8 protein-coding genes are annotated in these 17,698 nt (G+C 64.0%); 7 read left to right on the plus strand and 1 reads right to left on the minus strand.

Annotated elements, in window-relative coordinates:
* Positions 1-153: 153 nt before the first annotated feature.
* The 5 genes from ACZ75I_RS13945 to ACZ75I_RS13965 all read left to right on the plus strand — a co-directional run bounded on the left by ACZ75I_RS13945 (position 154) and on the right by ACZ75I_RS13965 (position 11,498).
* Complete coding sequence (locus ACZ75I_RS13945) at positions 154-2,961, plus strand: TonB-dependent receptor domain-containing protein (RefSeq protein WP_065179173.1); 2,808 nt, start codon at positions 154-156, stop codon at positions 2,959-2,961.
* A gap of 505 nt (positions 2,962-3,466) precedes the next feature.
* The gene (locus tag ACZ75I_RS13950; protein ID WP_229298473.1) at positions 3,467-3,877 is read left to right on the plus strand and encodes a hypothetical protein; all 411 of its coding nucleotides are present in this window, start codon (positions 3,467-3,469) and stop codon (positions 3,875-3,877) included.
* 120 nt (positions 3,878-3,997) lie between these two features.
* Positions 3,998-6,982, plus strand: coding sequence for a TonB-dependent receptor domain-containing protein (locus ACZ75I_RS13955; protein WP_134968066.1), 2,985 nt, complete (start codon positions 3,998-4,000; stop codon positions 6,980-6,982).
* A 187-nt stretch (positions 6,983-7,169) separates the two neighbouring features.
* On the plus strand, positions 7,170-9,272 hold the full coding sequence (locus tag ACZ75I_RS13960) for a M13 family metallopeptidase (protein WP_346477115.1): 2,103 nt from the start codon (positions 7,170-7,172) through the stop codon (positions 9,270-9,272).
* 216 nt (positions 9,273-9,488) lie between these two features.
* On the plus strand, positions 9,489-11,498 hold the full coding sequence (locus tag ACZ75I_RS13965) for a M13 family metallopeptidase (protein WP_134968065.1): 2,010 nt from the start codon (positions 9,489-9,491) through the stop codon (positions 11,496-11,498).
* A gap of 132 nt (positions 11,499-11,630) precedes the next feature.
* Here the strand turns inward: ACZ75I_RS13965 and ACZ75I_RS13970 are convergent, their stop codons facing one another.
* Positions 11,631-14,660: a TonB-dependent receptor gene (locus ACZ75I_RS13970; protein ID WP_180870274.1), complete on the minus strand. Its 3,030-nt coding sequence runs from the start codon at positions 14,658-14,660 to the stop codon at positions 11,631-11,633.
* Between the two features lie 842 nt (positions 14,661-15,502).
* Here ACZ75I_RS13970 and ACZ75I_RS13975 point away from each other — a divergent pair.
* Complete coding sequence (locus tag ACZ75I_RS13975) at positions 15,503-15,997, plus strand: VOC family protein (RefSeq protein WP_061479636.1); 495 nt, start codon at positions 15,503-15,505, stop codon at positions 15,995-15,997.
* 76 nt (positions 15,998-16,073) lie between these two features.
* The gene (locus ACZ75I_RS13980; RefSeq protein ID WP_346477116.1) at positions 16,074-17,657 is read left to right on the plus strand and encodes a phytoene desaturase family protein; all 1,584 of its coding nucleotides are present in this window, start codon (positions 16,074-16,076) and stop codon (positions 17,655-17,657) included.
* Positions 17,658-17,698: the final 41 nt, after the last annotated feature.

Raw genomic sequence — 17,698 nt, forward strand, 5'->3', positions numbered from 1 at the left:
GTTTTTTCATCTCCCAACGGCACCTTGATGTGACAGCCCTGTGTTGGCAGCGTTAACGACGTGTTACGGTCGACCTGAATGGAGTCACACTGAACGAATTGTTAATGCGCAGGGAATGCGCCGCCAAGACATTGCTCACTACGGGGATCCACCATGTCTCGCCAACGTTCCACGCTCTCGCGCCACCCTCTGACCCTCGCCCTGCTCGGCACCCTCCTGGCCTCCGGCACCGCCCTGGCCCAGGACGGCAATGCGCCGACCCAGCTTGATCGTGTGACCGTCACCGGGTCGCTGATTCCGCAGACCGAGATCGAGAACCACACGCCCGTCCTGACCGTCACCGCCGAGGATATCCAGACCCGCGGTTTCACCAGCGTCGCCGATGTCCTGCAGCAGTCCTCGCTGTCCACGGGCGGCCTGCAGGGTGGCCAGACCTCCGCATCCTTCACCCAGGGCGCCGAAGCGGCGGGCATGTTCGGCCTCAGCCCGGGCTATACCAAGTACCTGATCAACGGCCGCCCGATGCTCTCGTATCCGGCGCTGTACAACGGCGGCGATACCTTCAACAACATCAGCGGCATCCCGATCGACATCGTCGAGCGCATCGAGATCCTGCCGGGTGGCCAGTCGTCGCTGTACGGCTCGGACGCGATCGCCGGCGTGGTCAACATCATCCTCAAGGAGCGCATGGATGGCGGCGTGCTCAATGTGCGCGGCGGTGCCTACAGCGAAGGAGGCGGCAACAGCTTCCGCTTCAGCGGCGCACGCGGTTTCAACTCCAAGGATGACCGCTTCCATGCACTGGTCAACGTGCAGTATGAGAAGACCAGCCCGATCTGGGGTTACCAGCGCGACCTGACCAAGGTCAACAACCCCGACGGTTACAGCCCGCAGTACGTCTCCAACGATTTCCTGGTGCTGCTGCCGGCCGCCAACAACCGCTACGCGATGATGGACCCGAACCGGTGCGCCAACGTGGCGGGCCAGTTCGACGGCACCACCGTGCTCGGTACCCGTCCGACCGGCCAGGCCTGCGGCTCTGTCTACGGCACCGGGTACAAGACCATCAAGAACGGCAAGGAAAGCGGGCAGATCTACAGCTCGGCCACCTTCGACGTGAATGACAATTTCCAGCTGTTCGGCGACGCGCTGTACAGCCTGGAGGAGGTCAAGTACGCCACCGGTTCCGGCTACACCTGGTGGGGCACCTCCTCGGGCTGGGGCCGCTTCTACGACCAGGCCAGCGGCCAGTACATGAACCTGCAGCGCGTGTTCGCGCCGGAGGACATCGGCGGCGGCGGTTACCGCGACATCATGAACACCGACCGCAACAAGGCCTACCAGGTCACCCTCGGCGGCCGCGGCACCGCAGGCAACTGGGACTACAGCCTCAGCTTCACCCGTGGCGAGTACAAGCTGACCGAGCGCAATTTCGTGCGCTGGAACGACCCGATCAACGACTACTTCGAGCAGCGTGTGCTGGGCCCGGTGCTGGGTACCACCAGCACCGGCTACAACATCTACAGCCCGAACTGGGAAGCGTTCTACGCACCGCTGCCCGCTGGTGACTTCCAGAGCTTCACCGGCTACAGCTACAGCGAAAGCCGCACCTGGCAGAACCTGGCCCGCGCCCAGGTCACCAATGGCTCGCTGTTCAAGCTGCCGGGTGGCGATGCTGGCTTCGCCGTGGTTCTGGAAGGCGGCAGTGAAGGCTGGGATTACACGCCCGACCCGGGCCTGATGGATGGCAGCGTGTGGGGGACCACCGCCGTATCCGGTGCCGGCCATCGCAGCAACTATGCGGTGACCACCGAACTGCGCATGCCGCTGCTGGAAACGCTGACCGTCACCGGCTCCGGCCGCTATGACGCCTTCAAGATCGGCAGCAACACCGTGGACAAGGCCACCTACAGCGTCGGCATCGAGTTCCGCCCGATCGAAAGCCTGTTGTTCCGCGGCAAGTACGGTACGGCGTTCCGCGCACCGACCCTGTCCGATGCCTTCCAGGGTCGCAGCGGTTACTACGCCAACGGTTCCACCGACTACTACCGCTGCGGCCAGCTGGGCTACGACCCGGCCAACACCACCGGCTGCCCGTACGACAGCGTCTCGGTGTTCGGCACCCGCTCGGGCAACCCCGACCTGGAGCCGATCACCGCCGACGTCTGGAATGCAGGCGTCGTGTGGGCACCGATCAACAACCTGTCGCTGTCGGTCGACTACTACAACTGGAAGATCAAGAACGAGGTCGATACGCTCAGCTCCGACCAGCTGCTGCTGGCCGAGTACTACTGCCGCAACGGCCAGTCCAACAACACCTCGGCCAGCTGCCAGAACGTCGATGACTGGATCACCCGTGATGCATCGGGCGTGCTCGACGAGATCTACACGCCGAAGATGAACGTCGCCCGCCAGAACCTGGAAGCACTGACCGCCAGCTTCAAGTACGTGCAGGACATCGGTCGCTTCGGTTCGCTGCAGTTCTCGGCCAACTACACCGACATGCTCAAGCGCAAGCTGCAGCCGCAGCCGGGTGACGAGTTCCTGGACCTGCTGCACGACCCGTATGCGATGTGGGTGTATGACTCGTACGCCAAGGTACGCGCGGACGGCTCGATCGGCTGGGCCAAGGACAACTGGACCACCACCCTGTATGCCAACTACATCGGCAAGACGCCGAACTACATGGCTTACGTGGGCAACGGCTATGACTACGTCCACAGCTCCGGCTACAAGGCAGGCAAGTGGGGTTCCTACACCACCTACAACCTGAGCGTGAACTACCGCGCGATGGAAAACCTGACCCTGTCGCTGATGGTCAACAACGTGTTCAACAAGATGCCGGACAATCAGCGCTACAGCTTCGCCGGCACCAGCGGCCAGCCGTACAACAACTACCTGTACAACGCCTACGGGCGCGCGATCTACGTGCAGGCCAAGTACGCGTTCGGCGTGAAGTAATCCCGCAACCGCAGTAACGGAAAAGCCCCGCCATGGCGGGGCTTTTCCGTATCCGGCCTGAGCGGATGGAAGAACAGGCCCTGGTGGAACAGGGCCTGCCCATTCCCGGCCCCAGCGGAGCTGGCACTTGGGCTCATCGAACGCATCCACGCCCTCCACGAACGGCACAAGCACGTTTGCCGCCTGACCACAATTCTTCGGCATGTAGCCGTAGAAACCGAGTGCAACTTGGCCGAATCGGCCCATACCCCGGTTGTAGAAACCTATCGATCTCGGCCGACTGCTACAACTGCAAGATCGAGAACGGAGTTGATGCAGCCAGCATAGACCCGCTGCTGCTGGCCGAGTACTACTGCCGCAACGACTTGCCGAAGAGCTCCTCGGCCACCCATCAGGACGTGGCCGACTGGGTCGTACGCGATTCGGCCAGCAACCTGAGCTCGCTGTGCCCCCCCGAAGATGAGCCTGCCAGAACCTGCAGGCCCTTGCCGTCGGCTTCACGTACTTGCAAGACATCGGCCGCTTCGGTTCGCTGCAGTTCTCGGACAACTACACCAACATGCTGAAGCATGAAGTGCAGGTGCAGCCGGGTGAGGACTTCCAGGACCTGCTGGGCAACCCGACGTCGATTTGGAATTACGAAAGCTACGCAAAGGCACGCTCCGACACATCGACGACCTGGTCGCCAAGCGGGGGGATCGCCACGCTGCAGGCCAACTACGGCAGCTTCCTCCGCCCCTCTGATGAACACCGCTCCTGGACGGATGATGAAACGCCTATTTGCGCAAAGTGGCCCATCCCACCACGTTCAGCTTCGCGTCATCAAGTTGTGGCCGGCAGATCACAATTGATATTAAACGATTGTATTTGTTGCACTTTCAGCCAACTTCGAAGTGCACCCAGTACCATTTTGTGACATTTGTATGCATTTCTCGTTAAGGCCGTGTTAGGTTCCATGAACGACGCCCGTTATATGAACTTAGGTGTAACGAACGGACGGAACAGCACGCTTCAATTCATTAGGGGACCCATAACGATGACGTACAACCGCCCACCTGGCCGTCACCCGCTCAGCAGCGCCCTGCTCGTCGGTCTGCTCGCCGTGGCCGCAGCACCTGCCTTCGCGCAGGAAGCCTCCTCCAATCCGATCGACCTCGATCGCGTCAGTGTGACCGGCTCGCGCATTGCGCGTACGGGCTTTGTGACCCCCTCGCCGGTCACGGCCATCACCGCCGAGGAGATTCGTGCCACCGGTGCGAACAACATCGGCGATCTGATGACGCGCCTGCCAGCGCTGACACCGACCTACACGCTGGGCAACTCGACCCGCTTCATCGGCACCGCCGGCGTGGGTCTGATGGACCTGCGTGGCATGGGCACCTCGCGCACTCTGGTGCTGGTCAATGGCCGCCGCCACGTCGGCGCGACCTCGGGCTCCTCGGCCGTGGACGTCAACACCATCCCGGTGGAATGGATCGAGCGCGTGGAAGTGATCACCGGTGGTGCCTCGGCCGTGTACGGCGCCGACGCCGTGGCTGGCGTGGTCAACTTCATCATGAAGAAGTCCTTCGACGGCGCCGAAGTGCGCGGTCAGACCGGCATGGCCAGCGAAGGCGGCTTCAACCGCTCCTTCATCAGCGCCTCGGCCGGCACCGACTTCGCTGGTGGCCGCGGCAACGCCGCCGTCGCCCTTGAGTACAGCAAGCAGGACCGCTTCGTCCGCACCGACCGCGCCATCGGCAACGAGTTCCTGGTGTCGGTGCGCAACCCGAACTACGACAGCAGCAAGCCGTCCAGCGAAAGCAACCCGGAAACCGTGCTGGCAGGCCCGGGCGGCAATCACTCGATCTCCTTCGGCGGTACCTTCAACATCGGCACCTTCAACCCGAACAATCCGGCTACCTGGGGCAACCGCTACCAGTTCAACCCGGATGGCACCTTCCGCAAGCAGCGCTACGACGGCACCGTGGTCAGCGCAACCAGTTGCGTGAACTGTGATTTCGCCGACCTGAACTCGGTTGCCGACCTGCAGCCGAAGTTCGACCGCAAGAGTATCAACACGGTCGTCAACTTCGACCTCACCGACAACCATCGCCTGTACTTCGAAGGCAAGTACACCGAAACCGAGTCGGACTTCCTGGCACAGCCGTCGTTCGACCAGACCTTGCGCATCCAGCGCGATAACGCTTACGTGTCGCCGCAATTGCGTGCACTGATGACCAGCGCCGGCCTGAGCCAGCTAACCCTGAGCCGCTTCAACGTCGACGCCGGCCAGCGTGGTGAGCACGTGGAGCGCAACACCCAGCGCTTTGTGCTGGGCATGGAAGGCAACCTGACCGAGAACTGGACCTACGACGTTTACGGCAACTGGGGCCAGAGCGAAGTCAAGCGCTGGAACCTCAACAACCGTATCAACGAGCGTTGGCAGGCTGGCCTGGATACCGTGGTCAACCCGGCCACTGGCCAGATCGTCTGCCGCACCACGCTGAACCCGAACGCGACCAACCCCAACAACGGCAACCGCGTGTACTCGCAGTTCGCCCGCGAAGGCTGCGTGCCGTTCTCGGTGTTCGGCAACGGCGCGGTGACCCAAGCCGCACGTGACTGGATGAACGTCAATTCGTTCAACTACTCGCGCCTGCAGCAGTCGGTGTTCAGCGCGTCGCTGGCCAACGGCTCGCTCTTCAGCCTGCCGGCCGGTGATGTCGGCGTGGCCGGTGGTGTGGAGTACCGCCGCGAAAAGAGCCGCGAGATCACCGATCCGCTGGCCGCGCAGGGCCTCACCTTCCTCAACGCCATTCCCAACCGCATGGGCAAGTACGACGTGCGCGAGGCCTTCGTTGAAACCACAGTGCCGCTACTGGCTGACATCCCGGGCATCTACAACCTGACCCTGGACGCCGCAGGCCGCTGGTCGGACTACAGCAGCATCGGCAAGACCACCACTTGGAAGGTGGGCCTGGACTGGACCATCATCCCGTCGCTGCGTGCCCGCGGCACCCTGTCGCAGGCGGTGCGCGCACCGAGCATCGGTGAGCTGTACAACCCGCAGAGCGAAAACTTCGCCACGGTCAACGACCCCTGCAACTACCTGGCCACCAACCCGAACCGCCCGAACACCGCGGCGGACCCGGCACTGCGCCAGGCCAACTGCTCGGCGCTGGGCGTGCCGGTCGGCTGGGTCGACACCTACACTGCCACCCGCCCGGGCGTCAGCGGCGGCAATCCGGACCTGAAGCCGGAACGCGCACGCAGCTTCACCTATGGCCTGGTCTGGCAGCCTGATTTCCTGCAGGGCTTCGGCATGTCCGTCGACTACTGGTGGATCAGTCTGAAGGACGCCATTGGTGCGGTGACCGCGCAGACCAATGCAACCCGTTGCGTGGATTCGCCGGGGGGGATCAACAACAGCTTCTGCGGCTTCATCGAACGCGCACCGGTGGGCGGCAAGACCGATGCTGGCGGCCGCACCTTCCCGGAATACTCGATCAGCCGCTGGGTTGCGCTGAACGAAAACCTCGCCCGCTCGCGTCGCGTCGGCGTCGATCTGGAAATGGACTACCGCTTCAAGCTGGCCGAGGGTGACACCGTCATCCGCCTGGTGGGCACCCGTCTGCTGCAGTCGCGCGAGTGGGCCTTCCAGGCCTTCCCGAACGAGTACGACGAGAACGTCACCTGGGTGACCGATCCGCGCTGGCGTGGCCAGTTGCAGACCAAGTACTCGCTGGGCCAGTGGCGCGCGTCGTGGGACATGACCTACGTCGGCCCGAACCTGCGTGTGCAGCCGAAGAGCTACCAGGCCAACCCTGGACAGACCAGCCCGATCCGCAACGGCTCGTACACGTACCACAACTTCCAGTTCGGCTACCGCTTCCCGGGTGACAAGATCGACGTCTACATGGGCATCGACAATGCCTTCGACAAGGATCCGCCGGTGAACTACTTCGGCTCCGACGTCGGTTCGGCGATGTACGACAACATCGGCCGTTACATGTACATGGGCGCCACCTACAAGTTCTGATCCATCCAGAACCGCAACACCCGACAGACCCGGCTTTTGCCGGGTCTGCCTTTTCCGGGCCCGGCAAAAGCCCTTGCGCCCGACCATGACCTTCGACACCCTTGCAGGCCTGGCCGGCGGCGTATCGTTCGGCCCACGGTCGCACCTGCGGCCACTCCCTGACTCACTCGGCCCGGAGGCCATTCAAGTGACCCGTACTCCCAAGATCGTGCTGCTGACCCTGGCCGTTTCGGCCGCGCTGGTCGGCTGCGGCAAGACTGAAACCCCGGCCAAGGACGCCGCCGCCTCCGCCCCGGCCACCGCCGAAGCCACCACCTATAAGCTGGACGAGAGCAAGCTGCCGGCCTACAACGCCTTCCAGCCGAGCGACCTGGACACCACCAAGGACGCCTGCACCGCCTTTGGCGACTACGTCAACAGCAAGTGGCTGGCCGCCAATGAAATCCCGGGCGACCGCACCAGCTGGGGCGCGTTCACCATCCTCGACGAGCGCTCGGTGGCCGTGCAGCACCAGCTGGCCGAACAGGTCGCGCAGGTCAAGAACCCGAACCACATCGAGAAGATCGTCGGCGACCTGTGGGCGACCGGCATGGACGAAGCGAAGATCAACGCGCAGGGCATCGAGCCGCTGAAGGCCGACCTGGCGGCGATCGACGGCCTGCAGGACAAGGCAGCGATCGCCAACTACCTGCGCACCAGCGCCGCCAAGGGTGACAACGTCCTGTTCGGCTTCGGTGCCGAAGCCGACTTCAAGAACTCGGCCATGAACATGGCCTACGCCAGCCAGGGCGGCCTGGGCCTGCCGGATACCACCTATTACACCGATGCCAAGAACGCCGACAAGCTGAAGGCCTACCAGGCGCACGTCGCCAAGGTGCTGGAGCTGTCCGGCGTCGCCGCGGCCGACGCGGCCAAGCAGGCCGAGGATGTGGTCAAGTTCGAAACCCGCCTGGCCAAGGCTTCCAAGTCGCGCGTCGAGCTGTCGCGCAACGTCGAGCTGTACTACAACCCGGTCACCCTGGCCGACGCCGACAAGCTGACCCCGAACTTCAGCTGGACCGAGTTCTTCAAGTCGCAGGGCGTGGCCGCACCGGAGAAGTTCTCGCTGGCCATGCCAGCTTTCCATGAGGAAGTGAGCAAGGCGCTGGGCGATACCGACCCGTCGGTGTGGCGCGCCTACCTGCGCTTCCACACCGTGGACAGCGCCTCGCCGTACCTGGCTGACGCCTTCGTGCAGGAGAACTACGAGTTCTACGGCAAGACCCTCAACGGCCAGAAGGAACAGAAGCCGCGCTGGAAGCGCGTGCTGGGCACCATCGAGAATGATGCAGGTGAAGCCTTCGGCCAGCTGTACGTGAAGGTCGCCTTCTCGCCGGAAGCCAAGGCGAAGATGGAAGAACTGGTGAAGAACCTGGCCGCCGCGCTGAAGGACCGTATCCAGGGCCTGAGCTGGATGAGCGACGAAACCAAGGCCAAGGCCATCGCCAAGTGGGAGACCTTCACCCCGAAGATCGGTTACCCGGACAAGTGGCGCGACTGGTCGGGCCTGCAGACCCAGCGCGACAGCTTCCTCGGCAACGTGCGCGCGGCCAACGAGTTCAACTACAAGTTCAACCTGTCCAAGATCGGCAAGCCGGTGGACAAGACCGAGTGGGGCATGACCCCGCAGACCGTCAACGCCTACTACAACCCGCTGCAGAACGAGATCGTGTTCCCGGCCGCCATCCTGCAGCCGCCGTTCTTCGATCCGAAGGCCGACGACGCGCTGAACTACGGCGGCATCGGTGCGGTGATCGGCCATGAAATGACCCACGGTTACGACGACCAGGGTGCACGCTTCGGGCCGACCGGCAACATGGAAGACTGGTGGACCCCGGCCGACAAGAAGAACTTCGAAGGCCTCACCGGCAAGCTGGTCAAGCAGTTCGACCAGTACAAGGTCGACGGCCAGGCGGTGAACGGCCACCTGACCCTGGGCGAGAACATCGCCGACCTGGGTGGCCTGGCCACCGCCTACGACGCGCTGCAGAAGGCCTCCGCCGGCAAGGAAGATGCGAAGGTCGATGGCTTCACCCGCGACCAGCGCTTCTTCTTCAACTGGGCCACCGTGTGGCGCACCAAGTACACCCCGGAAAACGCCAAGGTCCGCCTGGCCACCGATCCGCACGCCCCGGCGCAGTTCCGCGCCATGGGTGCGCCGTCGAACCTGCCGACCTTCGCCGCCGCGTTCCAGTGCAAGGCCGGTTCGCCGATGGCCCGCACCGGCGAGCAGCAGGTGGTGATCTGGTAAGCAACGGCTGACGTTGCGGCATACCTGCAAGGGCCCGGGAATTCCCGGGCCTTTGTTTTTCACAGCGCCCGTCATCCGCGCATGGCCCACGCCGTTGGTAGATGCCGACCTTGGTCGGCGCACGGCTCGGCGGAGCCACCGTGATGCGTGCATGCCGCGCCCATGCCCGGCTTGCTATAGTGCGCGCGCCCTCAATCCATCACGGATTCGTTCCACATGCCCAACTTCCGTCCGCTTGCCATCGCCCTGGGCATCAGCCTGGCGACTCTGCTCCCGACCCACGATGCGTTTGCCGCCGCCAAGAAGAAGGCCTCACGCGCCCCGGCGGTCAGCGCCCAGTGCAGCGACTTCTACGACGCCACCAATGCAGGCTGGCTGAAGGCCAACCCGGTGCCGCAGACCGGCGCCACGACCGCACTGGGCCAGCTGGTCGACCGCAGCCGCCAGCAGCAGCGCGACCTGCTCGACGCCGCGATGAAGTCGCCGCAGGGCAACGTGCAGAAGCTGCTGGGTGACTTCTGGGCCAGCGGCCTTGACGAAGCCGCCGTGGAAGCGGACGGTTCCAATCCAATCGCCCCGCTGCTGACCCGCATCAACGCCATCAAGAAGGCCAAGGATGTGCCGGCCTCGATCGCCGCGCTGCACCAGGTGGGCATCCCGGTCGCCTTCAACTTCGGCCCTGACGTCGACCTGAAGGCACTGGACCGCCACATCGGTTACTTCATGCAGGGCGGCATGGGCCTGCCGGATCCCGCGTTCTATACCCGCACCGACGCCGATACCGTGGCGCTGATGGGTCGCTACCGCAACTACGTCAAGCAGATCCTGGCGCTGACCGGCACCCCGGCGGCCAAGCTGGATGCCGAATCGCAGGCGGTGATCGCGCTGGAGACCGAGCTGGCGCGCAACGCGCAGTCGCTGGCCGGCATCAACAACCCGTTCAACAACTACGCGCCGATCTCCACCAAGGAGCTCAACAGCCGCTACCGCAACCTGCAGCTGGACGCGTTCCTGAAGGCACAGGGCGTGGATGACGATCTGGTCTCGCTGGCCGATCCGGGCCTGTTCAAGCAGCTCGACGGCATGGTCACCAAGCTCAAGCCGGACCAGTGGAAAGCCTACCTGCGCTGGCGCGTGGGCGATTCGATGGCGCCGTACCTGTCCAAGGCCTACCGCGACGCCGAGTTCGAATTCCGTGGCCGCGTGCTGCGCGGCGAAACCCTGCCACCGCAGCGCTGGGAAAGCGTGCTCGATGCGATCAACGTGGCCGCCGGCCCGATGGTGGGCCGCGAATATGCCGCGCGCTACCTGTCCGCCGAAGATCGTCGCCAGGCGGCGTGGATCGTCGACAAGCTGCGCGAAGTACAGATCGAAGCGGTCAAGAACAACAGCTGGATGAGCGCCGAAGCCAAGGCTGAAGCGCAAGCCAAGCTGGCTGCGCTGAAGATCGAGATCGGCACGCCGCTGCGCGACCTGGACTACAGCGTGCAGCCGATGGGGCGCGGCTCGTTTGGTGGCAACATGCTGATTGCTTCGACCTGGCGCCACCGCGAGGAAATGAAGCGCATCGGCAAGGGCAATGCCGACCGTCGCTGGGATGTGCTGCCGCAGCAGCCGTCGCTGGCCTACGACCTGGCGCAGAACCGCCTGATCGTCACCGCCGCGATCCTGCAGGGCCCGGTGTTCAACGCCAAGGCCGACACCGCCGACAAGTTCGGCAGCTTCGGGGGCCTGGTCGGCCATGAGCTGACCCGTGCGATCGATGCCAAGGGCGCTCTGGTCGATGCCAAGGGTGAGCTGCGCAGCTGGTGGACCCCGGCCGACAAGACCGCCTGGACCCTGCTCGGCAATCGCGTGGCCGCGCAGTACAGCGCCTACGACTTCCCGGGCGTGAAGGGTGCCAAGGTCAACGGCACGCTGACCCAGGAAGAGAACCTGGCCGACATCGCCGGCCTGGAACTGGCATGGGCGGCGTATGCCGCGCAGGAGCCGAAAGCCAAGCAGGCACAGCAGCAGGGCTTCTTCCGCGCGTGGTCGGCGCTGTGGGCGCAACAGCTGTCGCCGAACGAGGCCGTGCGTCGCCTGACCGCCGACATCCGTGCACCGGGCCTGTGGCGCAGCAACGGCACGCTGGCGAACCTGCCGGCGTTCGGTGCCACCTTCAGCTGCAAGGCCGGGCAGCCGATGCAGCGCAGCGAAGCCGACCAGATCAAGGTCTGGCGCTGAGGTCTGATGGTTTGTTATTGATGAAAGGGCGCCTCCGGCGCCCTTTCTATTGCGGAAACGGAGGGAAAAAGGCCCTGACGGATCAGGGCCAAACCAACCCTTGCGGCGAGAGAGAACCGCTGTTCGCGCAGGTCAGAAGTCGTATGAGGCACTCAGGCGCACTGTCCGCGGTGGTGTGAAGTAGCTGCCCATACCGTAGATGTTGGAGACCGTGTCCGGTCCGGTCTGGTACTTGGCAGTGGACTGCAGCTGGCGCCGCTGGTTGAGCACGTTGAAGATGTTCAGTCCCAGGCCAAGCCGGTTGTCAGCAAACCCGGGGCGATACATCACGCCCATGTCCAGCTGCGCCGTCCACGGCTGCCGGCCCGCGTCGCCGGGACGCGAAGGCTTGCCATTGCAGTAGTGGTAGGCCGAGCCGTAGCCATTGAGTGGATCGGTCTGATCACTGCCGTAGTAGCCCAGACAGCTTTTCGGCATGCCCGACATCACCCGAACCGTGGCAGAGGCTGTCCATTCGTCATCGATCTGGTAGGCACCGAACGCCTTGAACTGGTGCCGGCGATCATTGGCGAGGTAGCCGCCGGCGTACTCCATCAACGCCGCCGCATCCCAGTCTTGGGTCTTGGACACATCGCTCTGGCCGATATCCGATCTCACCTGCCCTTCGGTGTTGCCGAAGCTACGCGACCAGGTGTAGTCCAGGCGGCCGGACCAGCCGTCGGACATCGGACGTTCGATGAACAGATCCAGTGCCACATACTGGCGCTTCGCCTTCTTGCCGTCGTAGCCCCAGTCTGTCGAACTCATGCTGACCGGCGTGTAGCCGGAGCCATCACGGTGCCGCAGCTGGAAAGTGTTGGTGGCACCCGGATTGAAGATCACGCAACCAGGCAGATCGAAAGTGTCGGCATCCAGACCCATGCCTGCAAGTCTGTCGACGAAGCGGTCTGAATCGCAGGTATCGTCAATGGCCGACTGCAGCTTGCGGTAGGTGACCTTGGCACCGCTGTTCCAACGGCTGCCCAAGGTTTTCTCGAAGCCCAGGATCAGCTCGTCCTGGTACTGCGACTTCAGGTCGGTCGGCGCGACGGCCAGCGGATCGGGCGCCTGCCCGTACTCGCCATTGGCCGACACCGGACCCGGCCCCAGTGGTGTGAGGCCGGTCGGGTTGCCGTTGGCGTCGATGCCGGTATAGGCGAAGTATTCGCGCGTGTAGGTCGATGCGGAGGCGCCGCGGATAGCCACGCTGTTGGGCAGCGCCAGGTAGTAGCGGCCCAGGTTGGCAAACAGCTTCAACGAAGCATTGCCGAATACATCCCAGCTGGCGCCCAGGCGTGGCGCCCACTGGTCGCCGCTCTCCACGTAGGCGCGGCCGTCGCTGTTGAAGTTGGTGAAGCGGTCGTTGCGAAGGCCAAGCGTCAGCAGCCAATCGGGTGTCAGCTGCCAGCGGTCTTCCAGGTAGTAGGCCCGCTGCTTCACCGACATGCTGGTGGTAGTGGAGAAAATGTACTTCTGCACGAAATAGCCCTCGCCCCCCGGCGGGGCGATGCCGAAGCCCGGGCTGGGCGATGCGCCCGGATTGCCACGCGAATAGATCCAGGCATGACCGGGGCCTGTCATGGACTGCCCTTCGTTGTTGGCCCGGTAGGTCATGTTGTCGACGCCGGCAGTCAACTCGTGGTTGCCGATGCGGTATTGCAGGTCCATGCGCAGCCCGTGGGTCGTGCTGCCCGCATCAGGTGCCTTGCTGTAGAGATCGGGCTGATCGTTGCGGATCGGCGTGCCACCGTTCAACGAGGGATCCTGGTTGCCGGCACCACTGATATAGGGGTTGCCCGAGTCCAGCGGATTGAATTCGAGGTTGCTGGTACGCGCGCGCCCCCACACGGCACTGAAGGTCAATGCATCGTTGAGGTAACCGGTGTACTTGAAGATATCGACGTCGGTACTGGACTTGACCAGGTTGGGGAACGTACCGGTGCGATCCCCCTCGGACAGCGTCTTGTAGTCGAACTCCCGGTAGTAGCCAGCGGTACGATCTGTGTCCTGGAAGCGGGTGTACTCCAGCGTATTGCTGTCGTTGATGTTCCAATCGATCTTGCCGTAGAACTTCGGCGTGTCAACGCGGTAGTGGTTGCGCACCTGCTGCGCGGCGGCTTCGTTGGCGGTTGCAACGCCTTCGCGACGGTTCGATTCGGCAGCTAGGTGGATGAACAGCCTGTCTTCGATCAACGGGCCACTGGCATAGCCGCTGTAGGTCGTCGTGGTTGCCTTGTCACCGCGCCGGTAGCGATACAGCGTGCCCGGCTTGGACGGATTCTCGAAGGCATATCCTTCCGGAAGGGCCATGTCCGGGTAGTGCACCGATGCCGGAGACTCGGCCAGCCCGGCCGGCGACCAGGTGACCTGCGCACCGAACCGCCACGCGTTGGTGCCACGCTTGCCGACCTGATTGATGACACCACCGGTGGAACGGCCATACGCCGCGCCGTAGCCGCCGGTGAAAGTTTCCTGCTGGTCGATGGAGCCGTACGGCAGGCTGATGCCGCCCAGATAGTTGAGCGGGTTGGTGACGTTGAAGCCGTTGAGGTAGTACGCATTCTCGGTGACGCTGGCGCCGCCGAACGACAGCACCGAGCGCGAGCCATTGCTGAAGGAGCCACTACCAGCGACCACGCCCGGCGCCAGCAGCGCGATGGATTCAGCGCTTCGCCCCAGCGGCAACACGTCCAGCTGCTCGGAGGTGATGACCGACTTAGAGACGGTGTGGGTCACATCGATCTTCGGCATGTGGGCGACCGTGACATCGACCGCATCAAGCGTGGTCGCCGGGCCTTGTGCGGCGAAGCTCACTTCGGTACCGCTGCCCACGCGCAGCTGCACATCATCGCGCTGTTCGATGATGCGCCCGTCGCGCTGCAGGCTGATGCTGTAGCGCCCCACCGGCAACGCACCGAAGCTGTAGCGCCCCTGGGCGTCGATGACGGCCGTGCGCTTGAGGCCACTGTCGCTCTGCGCAATGACGGTCGCGCCTTCGGAGCCGCTAGCATTGCCGTACAGCGTGCCGGTCGTGCTCTGCGCGGCAACGCTGCCAACGATGGAAAACAATACTGCCGAAAGTGCGCTGCGCTTTAGCACGCGATGTATGGATGCAACTGCCATGAATCCCTCTCCGTTGATGGAACTACCGGGGAGTTATAGGCACGGTTCTGCCGCGCAAGGCAGTGCTGCAACCGGCGATGAATCGGGTGGAATACGCCACGATGCAAGCCTCGACGCGGCCCATGGTTCAATCCATGCACTTGAAAAGCCTGGATATTCAGTGGACCAAGCAACGACAGGTACGGATGCACGACGCACGCCACGACAGACAACATACGTCACGCCACAGTGCTGACGCACAACATGCAGCGTCCAAAGCGACAGCATGTCGTTCCGATTCCGACACACCCGCTGCAGACATGCTCGCCTGCGTCACCCGTCACGCAGGCTGCAGCGTGCCCCGGTAAGGCACGATGCACCTGACCAGCGGCGCGCCGATTTTCTACATCGAACACGAACTGCCCGTCCACGTCGTACTCGAAGCTGATGTCGCCAGGCAGCAGTGCGCGTGGCAGCGCGATGCCCAGCAGCGGCCAGCGTCGTGGCATCAACTGCAGGCGCCCCCACCCGCCACCAGCGCAAGGCCGACCGAGACCGCGCCGAAACGCTCGACCAGCGGCGCGTCACCACGACCACGGCCCTTGGTCTGCAGGGTCGGGCCGCTCGGCCTGCAGCGCCGGCGCCAGAGTACGCCAGGCCACCAACAGCTCCAGCTCCGGCAGGTCCGTCAGCAGGTGGATCAGCCGCCCACCAAGCACCCCAATCCATCCAGGATCAGGGGCTGCACGCTTCGTCCTTCGTGCTGCCGTTGCCGGGAACTGCTTTCCCCTGCGCTGCAGCACGATGCCGCATTAACACCAGGCGTGCTATCGCTGCGCCTTCGTCCGCTGCGGAGCCCGACCATGGCACACAAGAACACGATCTGTATCTGGTACGACAACGGCGCGCTCGAGGCCGCCACCTTCTATGCCAACACCTTTCCCGACAGCGCGGTGAGCGCTGTCCACCACGCCCCGGGCGACTACCCGGACGGCAAGGAAGGCAACGTACTGACGGTCGAATTCACGGTCTGCGGCATCCCCTGCGTCGGCCTCAACGGCGGCACCGCGTTCAAGCACAGCGAAGCCTTCTCCTTCCAGATCCAGACCGAGGACCAGGCCGAGACTGACCGCTTGTGGGACGCCATCGTCAGCAACGGCGGACAGGAGAGCCAGTGCGGTTGGTGCAAGGACCGATGGGGCGTTTCCTGGCAGATCAGCCCACGCATGCTGATCGAAGCGGTGACCAGCCAGGACAAGGCACTGGCCAAGCGCGCCTTCAATGCGATGATGCCGATGAAGAAAATCGACATCGCCACCATCGAAGCGGCAATCAAAAAAGGGGACGGAGGGGATTAAGTCGTTATTCCCCATTGCCTGTGACCCCATGCGGATTGCGACTTAATCCCCTCCGTCCCCTTTTTCCGAGGTGCTGATGTCCTGGGATGCGATCATCATCGGTGGCGGCCACAACGGCCTGGTCTGCGCGGCCTATCTCGCACGCGCTGGCAAGAAGGTGCTGGTGCTGGAACGTCGTGGCGTTCTCGGCGGCGCGGCGGTCACCGAGGAATTCCACCCCGGGTTCCGCAACTCGGTGGCGTCCTACACGGTGTCGCTGCTGCAACCAAAGGTAATCGACGATCTGCAGCTGCATGCGCATGGGCTGCGCATCATCAATCGCCCGGCCAACAACTTCCTGCCATTGCCGGACGGCCGCTACCTGCTGTCCGCACCGGGCCGCACCCAGGCCGAGGTCGCGAAGTTTTCCGAGCGGGATGCACAGCGGCTACCCGAATACGAAGCGCGCCTGGAGATCTTCGCCGACGTGCTGCGCGCCTGGGCCCTACGCGCGCCGCCGGACCTGGGTGCAGCAGGCGGTTGGCGTGCGCTGCCCGCCCTGTGGCAGATGGGCCGTCTCGGTCGTGAACTGGCCACGCTGGATGCCTCGCTGCGGCAGGAGCTGCTGGACCTTTTCACGCTGTCGGCGGCCGAGTACCTGGACCGCTGGTTCGAAAGCGAGCCGATCAAGGCGCTGTTCGGCTTCGATGGCATCGTCGGCAACTACGCAAGCCCCTATACACCGGGCAGTGCCTACGTACTGCTGCACCACGTGTTCGGCCAGTGCAATGGCATGAAAGGTGCGTGGGGCCATGCGATCGGTGGCATGGGCGCGATCAGCCAGGCCATCGCCACTGCCGCGCGGGAGGCCGGGGCTGAGCTGCGCGTGGATGCCGGTGTGCAACGCCTGCTGATCGAGCAGGGTCGTGTCGTGGGCGTGGCGCTGGCCAACGGCGAAATCCTGCGCGCACGCGCGATGATCGCCAACGTCAATCCAAAGCTGCTGTACGAGCAGATGCTGGCACCGGAGCAAGTACCGGACGCGACGCGCGAACGCATGGTGAACTGGCGCTGCGGTTCCGGCACGTTCCGGATGAATGTCGCGCTGTCGCAGCTGCCGGACTTCCGCGCTCTGCCCGGTCCCGGCGATCACCTCAGCGCCGGCATCATCATGGCCCCAAGCCTGGATTACATGGACCGTGCCTGGCTGGATGCGCGTCGCAATGGCTGGTCACGCGAACCAATCGTGGAAATGCTCATTCCCAGCACGCTGGACGATTCGCTGGCGCCGCCGGGGAAGCACGTCGCCAGCCTGTTCTGCCAGCACGTGGCGCCCGTGCTGCCCGGTGGGCGTCACTGGGATGATCATCGTGAAACGGTGGCCGATCTGATGATCGCCACCGTTGAACGGTATGCGCCGGGTTTCGCTGGCAGCGTACTGGGCCGCCAGGTGCTGTCACCGCTGGATCTGGAGCGCACCTTCGGCCTGATCGGCGGCGACATCTTCCACGGAGCGCTCAGTGCCAACCAGTTGTTCTCGGCACGGCCGATGGTTGGCCAGGCTGGCTATCGTGGTGCCCTGCCCGGCCTGTATCTGTGCGGGTCGGGAACACATCCCGGGGGCGGCGTGACCGGCGCGCCAGGTCACAATGCGGCGCAGGTGGTGTTGCAGGATCTGTGAGGGCGTGCCAACCAAGGTTGGCACCTGCAGCGTCAAATGAT

The organism is Stenotrophomonas sp. X, from assembly GCF_055721025.1.